Here is a 25781-nt window from a genome sequence, read left to right as displayed (position 1 = left end):
CACATATGAAATGGTCTCGGGTTTGACACCTGCCGAATCCAGTGCCATCTGGATAACTTCCGCCTGTCCCCCAATACTCGGAGCCGTGTAGCCCACCTTTCGTCCGCCATCATTGTTAATGGCAGATCCTTTAATGACGGCATGAATGGTATCGCCATCTTGTAATGCCTTGTTCAGCAGTTTAAGGACCACGACACCTACACCGCTTCCAGCGACCGTTCCCTTTGCCTGAGCGTCAAAAGCCCGACAATGGCCGTCTGGCGAGAAAATCCCTCCCTCTTGGTAGACATATCCCTGTTCGTGAGGAACAGTAATGGTCGCTCCGCCCGCAATGGCCATATCACAATCGCCTCGTGACAATGCTTGGCAGGCAAGATGAACGGCTACCAAAGAAGTCGAGCACGCAGTCTGCACCGAAATACTGGGCCCCTTCAAATTTAATTTGTAGGCAGTACGCGTTGACAGATGGTCTTTATCATTCCCCATAAGCGCTTGATAAGAAAGTAGCGGATCTGCCAGATTAAAATGAGAGAACAGCCCGAAAAGTAAGTACGTGCTAATGCCTGACCCCGCATAAACACCTATAGGAATTTCTCCTCTTGAGGGATCGTATCCGGCTTTCTCCACCGCCTCCCAAGCACAGTCAAGAAACAAACGCTGCTGAGGGTCAAGCATCTCCGCTTCCCTTGGACTATAGCCGAAGAAGCTTGCATCAAACCATTCAATTCCATCAATCGTTCCTCGAGCAGATACATATTCTGACGATGCATATATATCTTTGGAAAGGCCGATTTTTTCTAGCATATCTGGCGTGAAATGACGGATGGATTCGACTGCGTTAGTCAAATTTGCCCAGAACAGTTCTATATCGGATGCTCCAGGGAATCTTCCTGACATGCCAACAATGGCCACCGATTCATCTTTGGGGTCGGCATCTACCATGTCTCTTGCTGCAAGTTCCCTTCGATTCGGAGTGTTCTCCACATTCTCTTCTGAGAAGTGAGTTAACCGCTGAGCCAATAAACGAACCGTTGGATACTCGAACAACTCCAACAATTCAATATTGCTGGAAAGTTCGGCATTTAATCTGGCGTGGACCTGTGCAAGCAATAAAGAATGCCCTCCGATATCGAAGAAATTTTCATCAAGACCCACACTGCTGATATTTAACAGGTCTTTCCATATGGAGGCAACCGCGCATTCAACTGCAGTTTGAGGAAACTGCTGTGTGCCTGAATCTTGTTCACGAGCTTCTTCAGGTGCAGGAAGCCGTTTGCGATCAACCTTCCCATGCGGTGTTAATGGTAGTTGTTCCATAAACACAATTTGTGATGGGAGCATATAATTTGGCAACCTTTGCTTACCGTAGCTTCGAATTTCATTGGCACTCATCGGAAGTGTTGGAGTCACCCAATCTTTCACCTTAGTCTCTTTGAGTTCGCGAGTCGCATAAATATAATAGACGCTTTGCGAAACATCCAGAGACCAATCTTTCTCCGAGATCACTTCGAAGCCATGGTGCCTTAACAGATCGGTGACGATATGAAGACGGCCCTCCACATCGTGGAGTTCCAATACAACTTGTTCGATTTTGGGCCAATCTTCATTGTCTATCCCTTGGAGCACGGCTAATTCAGCTTTTTCTACATTAATTTTCAATAAATCAATGCGTTCGACCTGATATTCGCGCATTATATCCGAGAGCCTGCGGACAGGAACAGACAGTTGTACGCTTTTCAAACGGTCGTTCAGAATAGTCTCCAGCGCTTGATCCATGTCCATCGATGGGGTACCGTTACGGCGAATGTAGGAACGCACCAGTTCTTTTTCTTCATGTAAATCTGTGTGTAAACCTGACAAAAATGAAAATTTGGGGTAAAAAGCAAACTCTCCTGTTCCTTTCTCCGCAGCGAGCGCGCAGTCTATGATCGTGGCTTCGACTTCATACAAACGAGCGTTTAAAGTCGTTAATTCCCTTACATATGGGTTGGGTTCAAATGCGAAAATACGCACGCCGGGAGCTTGCATATGGGCCTGCAGAGTAAACAAACCGATATTGGCACCTACGTCAAAAATAGTATGGTTTTCCTCAATCGATATACCATGCCGAAGATAAGCCAGATTTTCATAAATATCGTGATACAAAAAGTTAGTCTCATTTTTATTCAACTGCACGACAGCCAGACCATTGTCCAGTAGATATCGCCTGTGCCCTGAAACCATGGGAGCACGTTCGAGTGTCGGTACGACATAGGCAACTAAAGAATCCTGTCCCGCTTCATCTTTACGAACTACGACACATGTTTCCTCGATATCTGGATGACTAGTAAATACAGATTCAATTTCACCTGGCTCAATCCGAAATCCGTGGATTTTGGTTTGGTCGTCGATCCGGCCCAAAAAAGTGATTGAACCGTCATCACGCTGTTTTCCAATATCACCGGTCCGATATAGTCGGGCTCCTTCCACATCAGAAAAGTGATCCGGCAAAAATTTTACTGCTGTCAAATCCGGTCTATCCAAGTAGCCTTCGGATACGCCGGAGCCACCGATCCAGATTTCACCGTTAACTCCTAGGGGAACCCGATTCTGATGTGCATCAAGCAGGTGAACTGTAACGTTAGATAATGGATAGCCTATGGAAGGAAAAACACTGTCTCGCACCCGGGCAACGGTAGCATCTACCGTACACTCTGTAGGTCCGTATAAGTTATAAAACTCCAGTCCCTTGGCTTCACGCATCTCCAACCATGTTGATTCCTCGATCGGCTCTCCGCCGATCAATCCAAGCAATGGACGATTACCCTGATGCTCTAAAAGCCCGAATCTCATCAACATTCGGCACTGGGAGGGCGTACAGTCGAAAGCGTCAATTCCCTCATCTCGAAGGTAAGCCACGAAGGCGCTGCCGTTTAAACGAATATCTTCAGGGATGATATGCAATGTGCGGCCCCGAAAAAGCTGAATAATCTGTTTGACCGATGTGTCAAAGGATAAAGAACCGTTTACTGCAATCTGCTGTACTCCTGAATGATGTCGATAAATCCTTTCCTCTAAGGCCTCACTTAAATAGAATACTGATTTGTGCGTTACAACGACCCCGCGAGGCTGGCCTGTCGAGCCCGAGGTATAGATGACATAGACCGGATCTTCTGGCATTGCCAAACGATCCAGATTAAGATCGGATCCTTCAGCTAGCCCTTCTTCCCCGGTCTCCAAATATACACGAATCGCTGAATTGTCGTTAAGCTTGCTGTCCAGAAACTTGTCAGTCAGGATCACTGCCAGTGAAGCATCTTGGATCATGTAACGAATTCGATCTTCAGGATAAGTGGGATCAATTGGAACATAAGCACCGCCCGCTTTTACAATCCCAAGCAAACTCACAATCGCTTCGATTGAACGATTAAGGCAAAAGCCTACCCGAGTCCCCCGTCCCACACCGAGTTTACGTAACCGATGGGCCAAACGATTGGAGCGCCTATTTAATTCGCGAAAGGTCAATTTCTCTTTTTTGTAAACAAGTGCTGTCTGATCAGAATAGGCTTCCACAGCCGCTTCAAAACACTCATGCAATGTGCGTTCCTGCACCAAAGCAGTTTTGGTCGCATTCCATTTTTCCTGCATCTGGATTTCTTCAGACGTAAGTAAAGGCAGTTCGGATAGAAGAGCTTGGGGGTTTGCAACAATTCCATTTAAAAGCAATTCTAAATGCCTGATCATTCGACGAATAGTTAAAGGTTCAAACAAATCTGTTGCATACTCTAAAGCTCCTTCTAACCCGCGTTCAGTGGAAGTGAGTAACAGCACAATATCGAAGCGAGAAGTGCCTAAAGGGACCTGGATGGAAGCAGTTTGCAATCCGGGCAATTGAATCAAAGAAGACTTAACCGTCTCAAATAAGAAAAGCACTTGAAATAAAGGCGATTGACTTACGCTTCGATCTGGTTGAACTTCTTCTACCAACTTGTCGAAAGGATATTCCTGATGCTCGAATGCTTCGATAGCCACGTCCCGCACACGTTCCAGTAATTCAAGAAAAGTAGGTTCTTCAGCTACATCAATCCGCATGATTAACGTATTCATAAAGGTCCCGATTACCTTTTCTAATCCGGTTATCCTGCGTGTAGATACGGGGGTGGCCAGCGAAATCTCATCCTGTGACGTATATCTGGTTAAAAGCACGCTGACAACTGTCAAGACGGTCATAAACATGGTTACACCCTGTTGACGGCTAAAATCAGCGAGCGCTTCGGCTAATGAAGAAGGAAATAAAAAGGTTTCCATGTCCCCTTTAAAACTCTGCCGGGCTGGACGAGGATAATCCGTAGGCAGTTCTAAAGGAGGCAAATGCTCCAACTTTTGATGCCAATACGCTTTTTGAGTTTTTAAAGCATCTGTCTCTATCCATCGACGTTGCCAATAAGCGAAATCAACATATTGGATTTCCAATTCGGGCAGGGGCGACGGCTCTCCTGTCAAAAAGGCTCCATACAAAATCGAGATCTCTTGGCCCAAAATCCCCATAGACCATCCATCAGTTACAAGGTGATGTAGATTCAATGCAAGAATATATGATTCATCCTCTACACGAATCAACTTTGAACGAATTAGCGGACCCGATGCAATGTTAAAAGGAATGCGTGCTTCCTGTACGACCAACTTCAGGGCTAGGTTCTTCCTATTTGTATTTACTTCCCCCCTAAGATCGACACGTTCTAATTTGAGAAACATCGAATCTTGGATATGTTGCACTGGCTTTCCATTAGATGATGGAAATGTGGCCCGTAGCGTTTCATGCCTACGGATGATTTCGTTCAAACAACGTTCTAGAATGTCAGCGTCCAATACTCCCTCAATCTGAGTAGTAATCGGTACATTGTATGAAATATGAGTAGGATCAAGCTGTTGCATAAACCACAATCTTTGTTGGGCAAATGACAGAGGCAGTTCGGCTTTTCTACTAATGGGGGCGAGTGGTAGGCTTAACAGCCCACTACCTCCCTCTTGTTCCTGCAAATAAGATAACAGCATTTTTTTGTGAGCTTGAAGATCGCAACGTAACTCCGGTGTCAGAACTCCTTTGGGCGCGCGAAACCGTAAATTTCCATCTTCAACCCACAGATCAATCCCCTTTTTACGAATCTGGTCTACTTTGGCGCGTATAAGGCTGGTAGTGGTATCATTCATTACAATATGCCTTCCTCCCAAACGTATTCTTCTCCGTCCCCTTCCAGATCGTTAGTCTGGCTTTCGGGTACTCCGCCGAGAAGTGAATGCACCAGCACATGATTGTCTTTCAATTTGAACAGACTTCGGATAGAATCAAATTCGATTACGCCGACTGGGCATAGACCCAGCTCACATGCTGACGCTTCAGACATAAGTAACTGTCCCATATAACCAGATTCAAGCGTGCACAGACGTGTAGCCTGCTCTCCGTACATCGGTCCGATGGCATCCAGATCAGCTATTAGGAAAATCGAGAAAGCTGCCTGCTCGAATACGGGCTGATATACGAACGGGACGTGAATATCTTTACTTAACCGCGCTTCAGGCGACAGGAACAGAAGCCTATTTTTGGACGGATCATAGTAATATATCCCCTCATCCAGTCCTTCGACGTGTCTACCATGAACATACAAATACGTCTGAACCGCATAAAGTTCACTGAAAGATGGGTATTGCCTGCTGCTCTTGCCACCCACCTCATTATGCCGCAGTGATTGGAGCATTCTTGCCAGACATATAAAGGGTACAATCTCTTGCGCAAAATGACGACATGGCTCCAATCCTTTGAATCCTGCAGATTTTTTCTTGTTGGTTAGGTCAATTGAAGGAGCGTACGGTTCCGATCGCAACCAGTGACGCTGTCGTTTAAAACGCTCGCGTTCTTCAGGGTCCAAGATGATTTCATAATCTACCATAGCGAGTTCTTCCCCAGCTTTGACCGCCTGGGCCTGCCGGGATTTCACCATTGTATTACTCTCCAGTCTGGAAGTATACGAGCGTATTATGTCCCCAACTGTCGGATGATGATAGAATTCATCGAATTTAATTCGAATACCGAATGCCTTTTCCAATGCATTCGCCATTCGCACAACATCCATCGAGGTAACGCCAAGCTTAAGAAGATCAGATTCCTCTGTTAAAATCTCAAACTGTAAGGTCTCCCTAATTAAGGTCAAAATTTGGTACCGCTCTGTTTCTTTCTTTGGTTGGCTTGCATCCGTTTTTGTAGTCAGTCCAATCTGATGTGGTGCGGGCAAAGCCTTGACATCCAGTTTTCCGTTAGCGTTTATTGGCCACTGCTCCAGGATAAAGACTGCCGCTGGAACCATGTAATCTGGAAGCTTATCGCTTAGGTACATTCTCAGGTGCTGACCGTTTAGTTTATTGGTATAAGTAGAATGAAGCAGCACATATCCTGCAACTGAAGAATCACCCGATGGACCCGCCTTCACTGTTACAAGTGCCTCCTTAACGGCCTCATGCCCCCTCAGTGCTTCTTCAATCTCGCCAAGTTCGATCCGAAAGCCTCGAATTTTGACTTGAGTATCTTCTCGTCCCAGGAACTCAATGTCACCGCTTGGCAAGTATCGTCCCAAGTCTCCGGTGCGATACAATCGTTCTCCCGACTCTGGATGAGTAATGAAGCTGTGATAAGTTTTCTCCGCATTTCGCCAGTATTCCCGGGCTAATCCGATTCCCCCAATATACAATTCCCCGGGAACCCAGACAGGACGATGCTCCAGTTTTTCATTCAGCACATAGAGATGCTGGTTAGCCATTGCTCGACCATATGGGATGCTTTTCCAAGCCAATTCAATATGTTCAATGGGATATAGAACCGACCAAATCGAGGCTTCCGTCGCACCTCCTAAGCTCACAATTTTCACATCCGGCCGAGCAATTTCACGAATCCTCTCTGGTAAACGGATAGGAATCCGGTCGCCGCTTAGTAATATCAACCTCAGGCTGTCCGGCAAACGCCGAAACGACACATTCGCATAATCAACCAAAAGCCCCATTAAAGCAGGAACTGTGTTCCAAACAGTAACCTGACATTCATCCATTCGGTCAAGCCAATGTTTGGGGTCCTTCGCTCCCTCGGAATGTGGATAGACGACTGCACCGCCTGATTGAAGCAGACCTAGTAGATCAAACACCGACAAGTCGAAGCTAAGCGAAGATAAAGCCAGTACCCGATCTCCAAACCCTATCTGATAGCGGGTACGCAAATCTTCTAGCGTATTCTTTGCACCTCTATGCGTAATAGCTACCCCTTTGGGTACCCCTGTTGATCCCGACGTATAAATAATGTAGGCCAAATCATCCTCTGAAGCCGAATGTTGCATAGGTTGAAGGATTTCATCCTCCTGAAAATTGTGATCGTCCACACAGTAACGTTCGAGCCGGTTGGGCCAGTCAATACGTGAATTCACCCTTGATTGCGTTATAGCATAACGGATGTTTCCATCTGAAAACAGCATTTGAATCCGCTCGTCCGGTAAGCTTGGATCAATCGGAAGATAAGAGGCACCAGCACGCAGGATTCCAAGCACAGCTACCGCTTGCTCCCATCCCTTCTCCATCACTATCGCCACAGGTTGATCCCGAGTTATACCCCGGCTTTCGATCCAGCAGGCTAAGTTGTTTGCAAGACACGCCAATTCACCGTAAGTTAATGTTAATTCAGGCGTTTGTATGGCCAAATTCCCCGGATGTTGGCGTGACAGTTCAAAAAATGGCTCATGAAGCAATCCTCCCGGTAGTGTTGTCTCCGTTGCATTGATTTCATGAATCCGCTCCAAATGGTTCATCGGCAATAAGTGTCTGACAGGCTCGTCCCAAGCCTGAGCCTCTTCCGTCAATCGGCTGAGCAAAGAACAGTAGGCCGTAAACATATCGTCGATCATTTCAGGAGGGAAAAGTTCCTCAGCCACATCCCAGTGAAAACGCAACATGCCGGCATCTTCGTAAACCTGATGATCCAGAAAGACTTGCGGGGTTTGACTTATCCCATACACCACATCGCCCAAGCCCCGCATCACGGAGGCATCCAGACCATCGACCGCCGTTAAAGTGCTAGTGAAAACAACCGGCATAACTACGCCAGCCTTGTCCAGATTGGTGCGCGCATAATCACGCATCACTCTTACACCACTATAAAAACGATGATCTAAATCCTCCCAAAGCTTCTGCTGAATCATTTTTATTCGCGATCCAAATGAAGATTCTTTAGAACAGTCCACCTCTAATAACGTTAGAGTCGTAAAATCGCCAATAATCCGGTTCACATCTGGATGTAAGGGAAGGCGGTTGAAAAGCGTTAAATTTATCGTAAACCTCGGATTCCTGCTCCAAGCAGCTAGCACTTCACTGAATGCCCCTAGTAAAATAATCGATGGAGTAACTCCAAAGCGTCCTCCATAGCCACAAAGCAAACGCCAATCTTCCGCATGAAGAAAAGAAGCGAGACGGCGAAACCTTGATGCTTTTAATGGACCCGCCGAGCGGACAATAGGTAGTTCAGGGGCTGGCGGCAGTTCCGGTATCCGTGCGGCCCAATAAGCTTCCGATCGAGTATACGCTTCACTTTCAAGTATCTGCTGCTCAGCAAGCACATAGTCGCGGAATGTTAACTCTAATGGTTTTAAAGGAACTTGCGGATTATGGATAAGCTGAGTAAGTTCTTGCAGCAAAACGTACCAACTTTGTGCGTCCCCGATTAATAGGTCTACACTAAAATGCAAACGAAGCTTGTCTATGGAAAAGCGGGTTACACTGACATCAAACATAGGATACTGATCAGCAGGTTTATTAAGATGTGAGAGTTTTTTCCGAATTTCATTAAGTTTTTGCTCTGCCTCGATGGAGTTCAAATGTTGCAAATCTCTGTATTTTACTTCATAATGCGGAACTTCTTTAAGAATAATCTGCATTCCATCGTTACGGACGATAGCTCGCATCATCGGATGACGATTAATGAGTACGTTTAAAGCATGATTCAAATGTGAGACCGGGAATATATCGGTCTCAATCTCGATATAAAGATGTACTCCTACATCGCCAAGCTCAAATTCAGGACGACGGCCGATCCAGTAAGCTTGCTGCACATCATTGAGCGGGAAAGGCTCATAGAGATCCTCTGGGGCTGGAACAGCAGGTTTCCAAGCATAATCTCCAGAACTTTGCGGCAACCCGGAACAAGCTCCTGCGGCTGCAACTTTAACCAAGTAAGCCGATAGCTCAGCAATCGTCGGTGCAGCGATTAATTCACGCAGGGGGCACTCTATTTTTAAAATCTCTCGGATTTTGGAAACTAATTGAATGGCTAAAAGAGAGTGTCCTCCTAATTCAAAAAAACTGTCCTCTATTCCAATCTCACCAATACCGAGAAGTTCGCTCCATACTTGGACCAACGTTCTCTCTAACGGTGTCCGGGGAGATACTTTTGCCTTGTCTTTGTCCCACTGCGACGCATCGGGTGAAGGCAAGGAGTTACGATCAGCTTTGCCATTGCCCAAGAGGGGGATATGTTCCAGTTCAATGAACAATGAAGGAACCATATATGCAGGTAACGCTTGCCGTGTATATTCACGAAGGTCAGCGATCGATAGCGTTGCGCCCTCTGCTCTCACCCAATAGGCGATAAGTCTGGAGCTACCCGAGGCATCGGGCTGCGCAATCAGGACAACATCACATACGCCCGCATGTTGCCTCATCACTGCCTCGATTTCCCCCAGTTCAATCCGAAATCCACGGACTTTGACCTGATCATCATTACGGCCGAGAAACTCTAACGCACCGTCCGACCGAAAGCGTGCCAAATCGCCAGTACGATACAATCGAGCGCATGGTCTGTCTGTATATAGATCAGGCAAAAATCGTTCCGCTGTCAGTTCTTCCTGGCCCCAATAGCCGCGAGCTACACCTACTCCGCCTATATAAAGTTCCCCTGCCACTCCGATCGGCACACGATGTCCTTGGGTATCCAATACATACATCTGCATATTCGCAATAGGTCGACCTATGGGCACTGTTAATTCATTCTGCTTGCATTCCCACCAAGTGGCTTCGACTGCGGCTTCTGTTGGGCCGTACAGATTAATCAAACGGACTCCTAGTCTTTTCATACACGCTTGCGCAATATCTGGGGCAAGTGCTTCGCCTGTACAATAGACCTGCTGGAGTGAGGAACAGCGACTCAAATCCCGCTCCTGCAGAAAAATTCGCAGCATAGAAGGGACGAAATGAGCCACGGTAATTCTGTGTTTTGAGATGAAATCAACCAAGTACGCACTATCCACATGCCCGTCCGGTCTGGCTATCATCAGCCGTGCGCCCGTTATCAGCGGCCAGAACATCTCCCAAATGGAGACGTCAAACGTGTATGTCGTTTTTTGAATGACTCGATCGCAGGTTTCAAGCTGAAAAGTTTCAAGCATCCAATGCATTCGGTTGCAAATTCCTCGGTGTTCGTTCATAACCCCTTTGGGCTTGCCCGTCGAGCCGGAGGTATATATGACATATGCTAGATGCTCCGGTTTTATATCGACGTTTACCGGCAATACACTTTCTTGAGAAATTTTGTTCTCCCATTCGGCATCAACTATAACCGCATGAATTTCCAACTCAGGAAAAACTTCCTTTAAGTGCGTTTGTGTAAGAAGAACCTGCACGTTAGAATCTTCAATCATAAAGCGGATTCGTTCCAACGGATAATCCGGACCTATAGGTACGTAAGCACCGCCGGCCTTAAGGATACCTAAAATGCCAATAACGAGCTCGAACGAACGATCCAAAAGCATACCTACCGTCTGTTCCGGTTCGATCCCTTTCTTTCTCAGATAGTGAGCCAGTTGGTTACTTTTCTGCTCCAATTCCAGATATGTGAGCTTTTCACCTTCAAATTCTAAGGCTACGGCATTCGGTGTACGACGAACCTGATTCTCAAACATTTCGTGGAGCAGCCAAGGGCCGTCATAACTGGACGACGTATTGTTCCATGCTTGAAAATCAAGCAATTCCTCTTTGTTAAGTATCGGTAGTTCGCCAATCGACAGTTCCGCATTGCTTGCAGCGGATTCAAGCAACGTTTGCCAATGAGATGAAATACGGGCTACGGTAGATTCATCGAACAGATCGGTATTATATTCGATTTCGAGCTCCAATCCCTCCTCGCATGGAGTAACTTGAAACGTAAGATCGAATTTAGAGGTTCCACAATCTACTGGAATTTGTTGTATCGTTAAGTTAGCCAGTTCCAGAGGTGGCATCGGTGAATTCTGAAAAAAGAAAGCCACTTGAAATAAAGGGTTGTGACTCAAGTGTCTTTCAGGCTGCAATTCCTCTACCAATTTTTCAAAAGGTACATCTTGATGTTCAAGTGCTTCCAGAGCGGTAGTACGAACCTGATCCAACAACTCAATGAAAGAAAGTTCAGAAGACAGATCAGCGCGCATTACAAGTGTGTTCATAAAAACACCGATCAGATCCTCCATTTCCGGATATTTCCGGTTCGCAACAGGACAGCCGATGCGAATCGTGCTTTGGTTAGAATAACGGTACAGTAGAGCATGCAAACCAGCTAATAGGATCATAAATAAAGTGGCATTTCTTTTACGAGCAGTATCTTCCAGCTTTTGCTGCAGGTCAGACGGTAGCATTACTCGCAATTTGGCTCCCTTGTACCTTTGAATTGCCGGACGACGATGGTCTGCAGGAAGAAAAATAGGAGTATTATCATGTCCCAACTTATTTTTCCAGTAAGCTAGTTGCTCCCGCATGTCCCCTGCTTCATACTTGCTCCGTTGCCATTCGGCAAAGTCAGAATACTGGATTTTAAGATCGGCTAATGGCGATGCATTTCCTAATCTCAACGCATCGTAAAGAGCGGCCAGTTCCTTCAGGAACACTCCGAGCGACCATCCATCTGAAACCATATGATGCATAACAACCACAAATAAAGACTCTTGTGGGCTCATTTGCACGACCACTCCCCGAATCAAAGGAGCTTTTCCCAGATGGAACGTGCGACTGGCTTCGGCCAAGACGATTCTCTCTGCTTCTGTTGATTTGTCAGGCTCTGACAGTGTGCTACAATCGAAAAACGATAAACGAAAATCTTCTACTGGTATTACGCGCTGAACGACTCGCCCCTCTTCTTCAATAAAAGCGGTGCGTAGTACTTCATGACGGCGGACGATTTCGCTCAAACTGCGTTCCAGTGCAGAGAAATCCAACGCCCCAGTTAGATGAAGAACACCAGGAACGTTGTAATACGGATTGTACGGATCAAGAAGCCACATGAACCACAATCGCTGCTGGGTTAAAGAGAGACCTGCTTCATGTTCCTTATAGTCACGGCGTGGTATAGGGGTCATCCCCTTTTTCTTGCTTCCTATACGCTCCAGTACTTGGTTCAACTGCGTTTGCGTTAATGCTTTCATTTTTTGTGATGAATCGTTCACGTTACTCCCCCCTCGCTTCTTCTGTTTGGCGAACATAATTATTCGAAAGCATCTTCTGCTAATGCGATTTCTTCCAATATCTCGCTCCCTACTTCTTGTACCAGCAAGTCTGCTATGTGTTCGGATAATAAAGCAATCGTGGGAGAGGTGAACAGTTCAACCAAACGTACCTCAACCATAAAAGCTGCGCGAACTCGACCCACAAATTGGGTGGCAAGCAGTGAATTACCTCCAAGATCAAAGAAATTGTCATTCACTCCAACCTGTTCGATACCTAAAATCTCAGAAACAATAGTAGCCAGCATTTCTTCAATCGGGTTGCGGGGTTTCACGTAAACAGTTTCCAACTCAGGCCGTTCGGAATCGGGCTCAACAAGAGCTTTATGGTCTAGCTTTCCATTTTCAGTAAGAGGAATTTTATCCAAAATCACAAATGAAGATGGAACCATATGAGCAGGCAACCTCTCGGATACATAAGTGCGTAAAAGTGGTACAAGCTTCCTTGCCAACGTACCTTGGAATGGGTCATTTGCATACGAAATTAAAGGTCTCTCCTCAAATATAGGCTCAGGCAGAAAAAAACGTTTTCCCTGTCTGCTCATCCCTCGATGCAACAAGACAGCATGAAAAGAATGGAGCTCATCTGCTGTATCACCACAACCAACATGAACGGAATAAGGCAGTTCGTGCTCCCAAGCCCACAGTTCTTCAGGATCAATGCCTTCCTTAGTCCAAGTTGAAAGCAGAGGCAGCACGTCCAATTTCGTCCGCTCCTTGGGTCCATGCATGACCTGCTCCCAAATCCCCAGTTCACTGGACAATCTCCGGTTCGGTATCCTCTTAACGATTAAAGCTTCAGGATTCTCTTGCTCTATCATGCTTCGTAGAGAAGAGAGGGTGAGGCTTTCATTTTGCCAATCAAGCACTAGTGGATTACATTCAGGTGAATCCGCACTGAAAGCATCCTCAGCAGAAATGTGAAGCATCACGTCATAACGATACCGTACCAACTCACTGTCGCAGCTTCCATGTTTGAGATAAATCTCCACATGACTTATTTGCGGTATCTGACGTTTGAGTGCATAAAAAAATTCAGGTTCAGCGAGCAGTTCGTTTTCTTCTCTTACTGCATGCCGGGCAGCAGCACAAATACGTGATAACTTCATGTCCTCCGGCGCATGAAAAAATTGTATGGAGGTATGAAAAATTTCTAGCAGAGCAGCGTTCCTTACATCGCCGACAAAGATTGTCCCACCTGGTTTCACCCGTTGCACCGCTTGATGCAATATATTTATAAAATACTCAATGCTCGGTAAATACTGCATCATGGAGTTGATGATGACTGTATCATACAAGTGGTCCCCCAGTCCGGATAGGTCATCTGCGGATCGATGGAGCAATTGCACTTTGTTTTCCTCTATCCCCACATTTGCCATTTGACTCCGAATATAGTTCAAGGCCACATCGGACAGATCTAAAGCCGTATAGCATGTACAACCTGGAGCCAGCCGAAACAAAAGCATACCGGTACCGCAGCCTATTTCCAAAATACAATCCGCTTTTAATCTTTTAATTTGTGCTACCGTATGTTCGACCCAAGCATGCATTTCATTTTTAGGGATTGGCTGATTGGTATAGCTGCTAGTCCAACCTGTGATGTTCAAGGTAGGATCTTCATATGCTTCTCCCTGACCATAGGTCGTATCGAAGACGGTTTGCCATTGAAAAACTTGCTCTTGTTCCATTTGTTCTCCGAACAAAACAGTTTTAGCACTTTCTGGCTTTGCAACGACATGCGCAACCAATCGGCGATCCTCTGATGTCGGTTCCCATACCTGCAGCACACAATCTTGAACCATTGGATGCTGCTTGATCACAGCTTCAATCTCACTTAATTCAATGCGAAAACCACGAATTTTGACTTGCCCGTCTCCACGCCCGAAATATTCTAGCGAACCTCCTGGCAACATACGTCCACAGTCTCCCGATCGATATAAAAGTTTGCGTGTATCGAATGGATTCTTAATCAGCCGAGATTCTGTCAAATCAGGACGATTCAGATAACCTTGGAAAACCCCAGCTCCACCAATGCAAATTTCTCCTATAGCTCCAAGCGGCAGTGGACGCTGGCTAGAATCGAGAATATGAATCTGAAGATCAGGTATTGGCATACCGATCGAAGCGGGATGCAGTATCGCCTCTTGTATGGATTGGATTGGGGCATAGCTCACATGTACCGTCGTCTCCGTAATACCGTACATATTAATTAACTGTGGACTGTCTAATCCGTATCGCTCAATCCAAGGGTCAAGTTGCCTAGGGTCAAGTGCTTCACCGCCGAAAATTACATATCGCAAACCAAGTGGAACCGAATCAGAGCGCTGACAAATCGCATAAATCAGAAGACGGAAAGCAGAAGGAGTGTGGTTCAACACCGTTACTTTTTGTTCACGTAACAAGTCCAAAAACAATTCCGGCGAACGACTTGTAGTATAAGGGACCACGACCAGCTTACCCCCATGAAGTAACGCCCCCCACAGCTCCCAAACGGAGAAATCGAACGCATACGAATGAAACAAAGTCCATACGTCCTTTTCTCCAAAATGATACCAATCCGTTGTTGCCTGAAATAACCGAACGACATTATAATGTGTGATCAGTGCCCCCTTTGGATTTCCTGTTGAACCCGACGTATAAAGGACATAAGCAAGGTCATGGGGACTCACAGCAACTTTAAGAGGCTTGCCATCTTCTAACCGGGGCTCCACTCTAGCATCAATACAGATGATTTGAGCCCCCTCTAATTGAAGCGCACGCTCACGCGTTGTCTCTTGTACCACAACGAATGTAGCTGATGAATCACTGAGAATAAAGTTTAAGTGTTCTGTAGGGTACACTGGATCTAAGGCTATATATGCAGCCCCGGTTTTCAAAACACCAAGAATTGCAATAACCGTTTCAATGGAGCGTTCGGTACAAATACCAACCCCAATCCCTTGGCCAACTCCCAAATCAATGAGTCTGCGTGCCAGGTAATTCGATCTGACTTCTAACTGCTCATAGGTCAGTTGGCTGTCGCCACAAACTACGGCCACGTTGTCAGGATGAGATTGAGCCTGTTTCTCAAACAATTGATGCAAACAAGCTTGTGGTGAAAATTCGATAAGATTTTGTCTATTCTCTGTTATTAACCTACGCTTCTCTGTCTCTGATAAAAGCGGCAAGTCCTTAACAGCACATGCTGGATTAGTGACCAGCCCCCACATCAAAGTTTCATAGCTTTGAATAAATCTTTCAATAGTTGTAGCATCGAATATCTCGGTATCAAACTCGCATTCGATCAGCAAACCTTTTGGAGTTTCAAGAAGGTCGAAAATCAAATCCAGCTCAGACGTACCATTGTCGATCTGTGCCACTGGAGCGATAAAGGAGACATCCAAGGCAGGGCCAATCTTTAGCGAAGTCGCTCTGTCTGAAAATGTATGCATCACAACTGCAATATCATACAATGGATTTCGATTGCCATAACGGTCAGGATTAACCGCATTAACAATTTTCTCAAAAGGACATTCACTATGAACAAAAGCGTTCAAAACTGTGTTTCCAACCCTTTGAATGAATGACAAAGCACTTTTTTCCGCACTCACTGTCGTACGCAAAGGCAAATGATTGGTAAAGTCACCCACCAGATGTTCAAGCTCGTCCGTTGTTCGATTGGACACAGTTGTGCCAATGATGAGGTCTTCACGGCCAGTCCAGCGATACAATAAAGCCTTCATGCCCGCAACTAGTGTCACGAAAGGAGTAACGTTCTGAGCCCGACTCAATGCATTCACCGCTTCTATTAAATCAGTTGACAGGTAAGCGTGTATCCTGCGCCCAACATGCTTAGTAAAGGCATTCCGCTGCCGATCGGCTGGAAAGCAGGGTTCAAAAGAAGCCCCTTCCAAATGCTCTTTCCAATAGTGCAAATGAGGAGCGAGATAAGTGGCACTTAATCGTGACCGCTGCCACTGGGCATAATCAACATATTGAATTCGCAGTTCAGGAAGCGGGTAATCATCCCCCTTCAAAAACGCGGTGTACAATAAATCCAGCTCTTGTAGTAATACACCGACCAAAGACCATCCGTCTGCCACGATATGGTGAAACAAGAGGAGCAAAATGTGATCCTCATCACTAAGTCTTATAAGCTGCGCCCGCATAAGCGGATTTTTATTCAAATCCAGCGGACAACTGGCCTCCTCTAAAGCAATACGGCGCGCTTCTTGCTCAGCCCGTTCTAGTGAGAGATGGCGAAGATCAACGATTGGTAATGGCATTGGTTCGGGAGCAAGTACCCGCTGGCGTGGTTCCCCTTCAACAACATCAATACGAACCCGTAGAATCTCATGTCTGTCAAGAAGCTCCTGAAGGCATCGGTGCAAAATGTCTTGTTGCAGCGTTCCTTTCAGTCGCAGGCCAGTAGGCAAGTTGTAAGCAGTCGTTAAAGGGTCTATTTCTTGAAGCAACCAGAGCTGCATTTGCGACGTCGACAGCGCGAACGATTTTTCTTTCCTGTCCAGTCGCATAATCAGCTCTGGCTCAACTTGCAAACCGGCGCTTATCGCAAGGTCAACGAGTCGAGCACATTCTGAAGCTATACTTACTATTGTCGCTTCCCCCATCAGCAAGGCGATGGATAGATCAATCCCAAGATCACATTTCAGACGATTGCGCAATTGTATAGCCATCAACGAGTCGAATCCCATTGTGCTCATCACTTGCTGGTCTTCCAGAGATTGTTCTGAAAGCATTAGCATTGAAGCTAGCACATTGTGAAGATAAGCGGCTAGCGCCTCTGTTCGATCTATTCCGTTCTCAAGGATTCGCTCAATATAGTTGATGTCCTCCTTCCGCACATCGCAGTACGGGTGATCCTCTATCGTTGACTCGAATCCAGAAGATAAGATGTTACTTAATTCAGCTTCACTTGTAAGCTCGCTTCCTCTTGCTTCCCTGTAATTTGACCAATCAGCCGTTACTGATGGACTCCAATAATGCTTTTTATCGAATGGATAGGTAGGGAGTACAATTTTTTTTGACTCATTTTTTTTTGACTGTCGTGTATTTCTGCCGCTCCAATTTAAAATAGATCCTCTCGAATACAATGATCCTAGTGTCTCCAAAAGAGTTCTACTTTCGTCCCTTCCTTTCCTCAATGACGGAAGAGAGACGGTATTAATCAGAGTCTGAGATATCAAATGTGTGAGTGTTGCCGTTGGCCCGATTTCGATAAATACATCACAACCCAGCCCACCGAGCACTTGTATACCCGCCGCAAATTTTACCGGCTGACGAAGGTGATCACGCCAATACTCGGCATTCGGCTTTTCTCCAGCTTGCCAAACTGTCCCAGTCAAATTACGAATGAGTGGAATTTGAGGTGCTCCATAAGCGTATTTTGTCGCAACAGCCTCAAATGGCTCCATCACTACATCCATTTTGGCAGAATGAAAAGCATGCGAAACCCGCAATAGTCGACTATCCACTCGATTGGCATTCAGATGCTCGCACAGTTGGTCAATAGCCTCTGTATCCCCAGCAACCACAGTATTCCCTGCACTATTAATAGCAGCGACTGATAAACGATCTGCATAAGGTGCCAGCAGGTTTTCTACTTCGGCTAATCCCAGCATAACAGCGACCATGCGGCCGGGTTCTACTAAAGATTGCATCAACTGACCGCGTTCGGCCACCAATTGCAATCCATCCATCCAGCCCAACATGCCGGAGGCACACGCAGCAGAAAATTCTCCTAAACTGTGACCACTCACAGCAGAAGGTTCAATCCCCCAAGTGCGGTAAAGTTCAGTTAGGGCATACTGAAAAGCAAAAAGAAGCGGTTGAACATAAGAAGTGTCTTTCATCCAGTTGTTTGCTTCCTTCTCTCCAAGAATTGCAGCTTTAATTGATCGCCCTTGAAATGCAGGAAATGCCTGAAGCGTTAGATCACAAGCATTAATGGTCTTTCGGAATATGAATTCCGTCTCATACAGTTGCCGACCCATACCGGGGTACGCCTCTCCTTGTCCAGCGAAAATGAAAGCAATTTTGGGTGTTTTGAACGTCTTTGTTAAAGAGAGTGGTTTGTCCATTCTTTTATCGATTAAGAGCAATTGATCAGACATTTCCTCTTTAGTTGCCCCCACCATAGCTATTCTATACTGCAGATCAGCTCGCGTCGTATTTGCCGCATGACAGAAATCTGCTAACGAAACTGACGGAGATTCTTGCAGAAACCTCCCGTATCGTTCTGCCAAAGTCCGTAGCGACCATTCACTGCTCGCTGACAAAGTTAGCAGTTGTAACGAAGAATCGACAGGTTCCGTTATCGGCTTGTCAACAACAGATGGCGCTTCTTCCAGAATAACATGTACATTCGTTCCGCTGAATCCAAATGAGCTGACTCCAGCGATCCTTCGTAAAGAAGGTCCTGGCTGCCAGGGCATATTTAGTGTCGGTACTTTGATAGGAAGCGAGTTCCAATCAATGTAAGGGTTAGGCTGGTAGAAATGGAGGTTTTTGGGTATAGACCGATTTTGCAGCGAAAGAACTGTTTTTAGTAAACCCGCGATGCCAGCTGCTGATTCCAAATGACCTATATTCGTTTTTACAGATCCGACAAAAAGAGTATTTTCCGCATTGCGTTCCTCACAAAACGCGTCAGCGAGAGCATGGATTTCTATAGGGTCTCCCAATACAGTTCCTGTACCGTGCGCCTCCACATATTGAACCTCATTCGGCAGTACACCCGCATTGCAGAGCGCTTCACGGATAACCGACGTCTGGGCAGCCTTGCTCGGTGCGGTAAGACCATTCGTTCGCCCGTCTTGATTGGCAGCCGAACCACGGATAACCGCTAAGATATTGTCTTTTGCAGCTTGAGCGTCAGAGAGCTTCTTCAATACAATAACTGCGCAGCCTTCCCCACGTACATACCCGTCAGCGGTACTGTCGAAGGTATGACATCGTCCGGTAGGAGACAACATTTTTGCCTTAGAGAGGCTAATATACAGTTGAGGCGCGATCGTAAGGTTAGCACCGCCCGCTAAAGCTATCTCGCATTCTCCATTGAGTAAGCTTTGGCAGGCCAAGTGCACAGCCATTAACGAAGATGAACAGGCGGTATCTACTGCAATTGAAGGTCCTTGTAGTCCCAAGCAGTATGAAATTCGCCCTGCTGCAGTACTTAACGCTCCGCCAGAAACAGCATATGGGCCAAGTCGTTCAATATCCATAAACTGCAAGCGTTGATAGTCACTGTAGCTTAGACCTAGGAATACTCCTGTAGGATGACCTGCTAGACGATCTGGCGATTGACCGCTCCGTTCCAGAGCCTCCCAACTCAACTCCAGCAGAATCCGATGCTGCGGGTCCATTTCCATTGCTTCAGGACGTGAGATATTGAACAGTCCGGCATCAAAGACATCAATATCGGATAGGAACCCCCCATGCCTGCTATAAGTTTTTCCTGGCACGTCAGGATCAGCATCATAATATTCTTCCAGAGACCAACGATCTGGCGGGATCTCGGTAATACAGTCCTCTCCTCTCTGAAGCACCCGCCAAAAATCTTCCGGATCAGATGCTCCAGGGAAGCGACAAGCCATTCCAACAATCGCAATAGATTCCACATCATCGGTTGGCTTGGGCAGATTTGACTCAGGTTTGCTTCCCTTGTTGTTAACGGAATTTCCTTCTACTAGGTAATTCGCTAACTCATGGATGTCTGGTTGCTCATACAACAACGTCGAAGATAGCTTCCATCCGACGTACGACTCTATCTCACCCGTCAGAAGGATGGTTTCTTTTGAGCTGAGCCCCATAGACGAAAAGGACATCCGCACGTTAATTTCCTCAGGAAGCATGCCTAGCCGGGGAGCTATCTGTTCACAGATCCATCGCTCCAGCGTCTCTACTTTCTCAGAACTGGCAGATTGTCGCCATTTGTGATGATCCACTTGAATAGCCCTGTTTTCATTTTGAGATTGCCCCAAGGATTTCCAACTGACAATAGCATTCAGTAATCCGTTTTCATAAGCATTCCTACTGGCGCTGCGTTGAATTTTCCCGCTGCTTGTTTTTGGAATGCTTCCAGGACGAATTAGGGTTAGACATACTAAAGAAATACCGTGCGCGGCGGAGATCGCCTTACGAATTTGATGAGCAATCGCCTCTATGTCAAGATTAGCCTTGCGAGCTGAACGCTCGACTTCATAGACAACACCAACCCCTTCCGTTCCATAGGTCCTTACAGCAAAAGCTGCGCCCGCACCTCTGCGTACAATAGAGCAACTTTTCTCTACAGTAAGTTCTATATCCTGTGGATAGTGATTTTGCCCATCGACGATAATCAAATCTTTGAGACGTCCCGTAAAGTACAAATCTTCGTTCCGTAAAAAACCTAGATCACCTGTGCGTAAAAAGGGTCCTTCATTTGTGTCGCTTGTATAGGCCTGGAACATATCTACCGTCTCCTTCGGCTGGTTCCAATAGCCTGCACTTACCGATCTGCCTGACACCCATATTTCACCGACCTGATTTTCTGCGCGGATTTTAAGTGTTTCCGGGTCTACAATAAGAATTCTCGTATCCCAACCCGCTTTCCCACAGGAAGGCAAGGCGGCGCCATTTTCTTCATTACTGCAATCCACAATCCTATTCAAGGCCAATTCTGAAGCATCTGCTATGACATAGGACGGGCCATTATTTAAGGATGACGCGACTTGAAGGGTTGTTTCCGCCATGCCATACGCAGGTGCCAACGCTTGCCTTCTAAATCCACAAGTGGCAAACCTAGATGCAAATTCCTCCAACGTGTCTTTTCGAACGGGCTCTGCCGAGACAGCTACTGAATCCCAACTGCTCAAATCTAACTCACAAATTTGCTCCGGAGTCACCTTTTGTATACATAAATCAAAGGCAAAGTTTGGTCCTCCGCCATGTGTAATTTTCCATTGTGTGATCGCCTCAAGCCAGCGGACGGGCCGCTGTACGAAAGAGACCGGGTCCATCAAGTATCCACAATGCCCATTGTAAACAGGAAGCATAATCCCTTCGATTAGCCCCCAATCATGAAAAGGAGGAAGCCATATAAGAGAAACGGAGTTCTCTTTATATCGTAAGGATTGCACCATAAGATGGCATTGTGCCAACAAGTTACCGTGCGTGACCATTACTCCCTTGGGGGTGGACGTAGAGCCAGATGTGTATTGAAGGTAAGCTACCATGTCCGAAGCTGCATCGAATGGATCATAGGAGTTCGCTTGACTACAAGGGATGTGATCAACTACTAAGCGTAGCATCGTTAAGAGTTCAGGGACCTGTTCTTTACAACCTTCAAGTTGTGTCAATAATCCCGATTCAGTTAATACAATCACGGGATTAGAGTCTTGAATCATAGAGCAAATTCGTAGGCTCCCCCGGTCAAGCGACTGATTCCTAAGACGGGGAGGATAAGCAGGAACCGCAATGACCCCAGCATATAAACAGCCAAAAAGCGCAGTTATATAATGGATGCCAGGATTAAAAAGAAGAATTGCCCGCTGACCCGGTCTAACCTTGACTTGTAAAGCACTTGCTATGGCTTTGGCCCGAAGGTCTAGTTGAGTATAAGTGAGCAAGTCGGACGGTAATCCTCCGTCCTTAAGAAACGTATGTATCGTTTGATTTGGCATTTCTACCACACGTTGTTGAATAATTTCCAGAATTGAAGATTTCTTTAGCACTACTTTCACCTCCACAAATAAAAAGCCATGTATAATTAAAAAGTGTTTCTTCTTTTGAAAAGGGAAGGAACACTTTTAGATAAGATTGGCTGGAATGATAGAGTGAATAATGCCGCCACCGATCCATCGATGGCGGCATTTGTTAAATTGCTGTGTTAAATTCGAAGCGTTTTGTAATTTTGCTCTTCCATATCTTCATAGCCGCAGAGTAATCGTTTAGAATACGGATTCCCTCCTCCTGACCGAAATACTCAATAACAATTTCAGGTGTATGCATCCATAGATCCATATCACCCAACGACTCCATTGGAAGCGTCAATGACAAAACGTCATCTCCACCAATAAACGTCCGGTAAAATGTCAGCCTGTGTCCCAGTCCTTGAGGATGATTATTATGTGCCACAAGGATTTTGGTGAAGTTTTCTTCAAATTGAGTTTTTTTGCTTGGTATTATATAGAAATCAAGGTTATATAAAAATTGTTCCATAAGTAAACAACTCCTTTTTTAAAGTTCAAAATAATCATATATTTAGATTACTACTCAACGAATTCACAACCGGAATTATCGCAACTAGGTACGAAAGTCATCAAATATGATTTGTAGTCTTCAACGCCGGAAAGGAGTGAGTCATAAATTCTCTTTGCCTCTTCACTTCCATATACGCTTAAAATATCCCTTAGACCTTGCCAATGATCCATTTCACCGAAGCTTCTCATCGGCACATATAGATGAAGCATGCGATGATTTGTCCCCTCTTCGACATAGGTTACCCAGTTTAAGCCTTGACTGTGCTGATTATGGGCTTGAACTGCTTTGGATACCATTTCTTGATATTTTTCCGTGTCAGTTAGCTCATTGAGCTGGACGATGGCGTAATAAATATACTCCAACGGCGTTTCTTCCTTTTCTTTTGAAGGGTTACTGGCCGTAGGATAGTATTTTAGCAACTTGCTTTCACTTGAAATCAGCGTAGAAGCAAACGCTTCTAAGCATTCTTTGCCTTCCTTTTCGCCGTATATTTCATACATAATTTCCTTATCAGAGGGCGCTTTTTCACGTCCGTCAGCGTCATTTAATGGATACATTAGCCATACTACTCCTTCACCAATCCAACTTCCATAACAGGAATAGGTGCTCCCATTTTCGTGTTCTTTGTGAGCATTTGCAATTTTCAACAAACAATCATGGAACAGCATACCTGGTCCTACTTCATGATTTAAATCAATTTGGTACATATAAGGCGAAGGCTCTGTTCCATTAGGAGAGGTATACGGAAACCCCCATTTTAATTCTAAACTCGGAATAACTTGTGCCATATTAATAACTCCTCTCATTTAAAAAGTGGTGTTGCGGTTTTGGTAAATCAGATATGTAAAATCAAGATGTACGGAAGGAATTGGATCGTAGTTAGAAGGCGATAACTCGTCAAGCTATCACTGAGAAATTTAAGAATACAATTTTCATCATAAATGTTCTATTTATAATTTATAACTCCATATGCAATAATGGTTATTTTTATAACAAAAGTAAATATTAACTTAATTAAAAACTTTTTTGGTAGTAATTTCTAAAGATTATTCTACCATTTGTCTTCAACGGCTTTTGACAGAATTATGATACCCAAGCTAAAAGTTTTTCTTTATCGTTTATTCAAGTAGATATTGTTCTAATTTACGTCTTTATTTTAAACTCTCAACTAAAAAATGCGAATCAACCTTTCGGTTGATTCGTGGGGTTGATTTTACCTAAAATGATTACAAGCTCTACCTACATATGAGAAACTACAAACATATTTTTTAGCCTATTGAAAGTCTGACTTATTCGGTCAGTATGAGATTCGATTCCACCGATTTTTTTTCACATAAAAGGGGCACACCCAAAGGCTTAAGGATAACCTAAGACATCAACAATCTCCTTCGCTCTTTTTACATAATTTTCAATAATAAATGTTAGTATATGGAATGTAGATTACAGATTAAGAAGGAATTTGAGCGAATACTCTGAAATTTATAAAGGAAAAAGCCATAGAGATTAAAGAAGCAGAGTTTCGAGTAAAAAGTGAATGGCAAGAAAAATTATCTGAATTGAAGAATGAACTGTCGGAAAAACATTCAAATAGGATTGCTGAGTTAATAGAAAAGTTCCAAGCTAGTAAGGACGAAAAAATGTGACTAGCCCCATCATTAGTATCATAACCATGAGCATTTTATATTAGAATACCGATGGCCATTAAAATGAAAGCCGGTGAACTACTCTGTAGTAGGATCACCGGCTTTTATACTTATTATGTCTCTAATTTAATCTGTATCCTTATTTTGCTCTTCTACAGAGCCACAGTTGATCTAATCGCTCCTATACATCATATTTAAACCACACTCTTCAAGGCACCTTTCTCGTAACAAAGCAGCAAGTTTTTTTTCACCAAAACTGCTTATCTAACAGTTAATTTATATCAATTAGGGCTTCATAAATAGAATCTTTTCCTCTATACTTGTAAGTCCCTATCATTCTTAACTCTTTCCCATCCAAAAAATACTTATCACCTAAATGTGGATCAGGTACACCTTCTATAGTTGAATAGTCGACGAAGCGAAGTTCATCGTCTAGGTATCCAATTCTTACTATATCATCTGAATGTTCAACATAAAGCCATTGACCACTCTTTGATTTTCCAATAAAATCTCCAAGTAATTGTGGATATTTTTTAGGTTGACCCAGATTGTCAAATTGTGGTTCACCAGTTTTAAGATTGAGTACAAACATGCTTGAATATGCTGATGCTGTTGCTATAATATCACCAGAATTCAGGTCTACATATTGAAAATTCAAATTTGACGATGAATCAACCTTAAATTTAATATTAAAATCTATAGAATGTTCATAATCCCCACATAAAATGAGCTTCACAGACTCTCCATTGTCAAATTTTAAAGCGTACCCCTTGGATGTCAATACAACTTTATCCAGTTTCCAAGATTTGTCTATTCCATTATCAACAAAAGAATGTACTTGAATTTTATTATTGCTGTCTAGGTACTTTACTGAATATGATTCCTTATCAGCAAAGATAAAGCCACCAGGAACCCCATCAGCATATTGCTCTAATTGACCTAATGCTAAATCTTTTGATACCCAGTTTCCATCTTTTCCTACTGACACATATATTTTTGGAGTATCGAAATAATTACTTGGTTTCGTTTGAGAAGAGACTGTTAATCTGTCATCTTGCTCAAAGGCATACCTGCTTGTGGAGACATCATGTATATTCGTGTACTGCTGATTACCATATTGTAAATTTACTTTTTTTAGAACAAATTGTTCTTTTGTAACTTCACTTGTTGACGTTGAATCATAATCTATTTGTTTATAAGATTCAGATGGATCTTGATTGCTGCAAGCAGTAACACCTAATAGTATTAGCAAAATTAGTAAAACAAGAATCTTTTTCATAAATTTAATTTTACCCCTTTTTCATTTCACATATGACTTGATCCTGGCTAATCCTCTCCATAAAAAAACAAAAAGTTCATCATC

At 44.6% G+C, this 25781-nt stretch carries 6 protein-coding genes; all 6 read right to left on the bottom strand.

The genetic code is table 11. From position 1 onward, the window contains the following. The coding region (locus LCF57_RS08445) for a non-ribosomal peptide synthetase (protein WP_226000287.1) at positions 1-5190 on the bottom strand (5190 nt) is incomplete at its 3' end. After that, positions 5190-12476, bottom strand: a complete 7287-nt coding sequence (locus tag LCF57_RS08440; RefSeq protein WP_226000286.1) for a non-ribosomal peptide synthetase — start codon at positions 12474-12476, stop codon at positions 5190-5192. The genes LCF57_RS08440 and LCF57_RS08445, both read right to left, overlap by 1 nt. Positions 12477-12514: 38 nt before the next feature. Continuing rightward, the gene (locus LCF57_RS08435; protein WP_226000285.1) at positions 12515-22246 is read right to left on the bottom strand and encodes a non-ribosomal peptide synthetase/type I polyketide synthase; all 9732 of its coding nucleotides are present in this window, start codon (positions 22244-22246) and stop codon (positions 12515-12517) included. Between the two features lie 142 nt (positions 22247-22388). Beyond that, a complete protein-coding gene (locus LCF57_RS08430) occupies positions 22389-22733 on the bottom strand; it encodes a hypothetical protein (RefSeq protein ID WP_014600096.1) in 345 nt (114 codons plus the stop codon). Between the two features lie 50 nt (positions 22734-22783). After that, positions 22784-23563, bottom strand: coding sequence for a hypothetical protein (locus LCF57_RS08425; RefSeq protein WP_226000284.1), 780 nt, complete (start codon positions 23561-23563; stop codon positions 22784-22786). A 1126-nt stretch (positions 23564-24689) separates the two neighbouring features. Then, entirely contained in the window at positions 24690-25697 is a 1008-nt protein-coding gene (locus LCF57_RS08420; RefSeq protein ID WP_226000283.1) for a hypothetical protein, read from the bottom strand. Between the last annotated feature and the right edge of the window lie 84 nt (positions 25698-25781).

This window comes from Paenibacillus sp. BJ-4 (assembly GCF_020404765.1).
Taxonomy (GTDB): Bacteria; Bacillota; Bacilli; order Paenibacillales; family Paenibacillaceae; genus Paenibacillus.
The sequence above is the reverse complement of the archived record's forward strand: the minus strand, read 5'-3'. Positions and strand labels throughout refer to the sequence as shown.

Coding starts and splice junctions, on each gene's coding strand:
- LCF57_RS08425 (WP_226000284.1), bottom strand. CDS start 23,563: ATGGCACAAGTTATTCCGAGTTTAGAATTAAAATGGGGGTTTCCGTAT.
- LCF57_RS08420 (WP_226000283.1), bottom strand. CDS start 25,697: ATGAAAAAGATTCTTGTTTTACTAATTTTGCTAATACTATTAGGTGTT.
- LCF57_RS08430 (WP_014600096.1), bottom strand. CDS start 22,733: ATGGAACAATTTTTATATAACCTTGATTTCTATATAATACCAAGCAAA.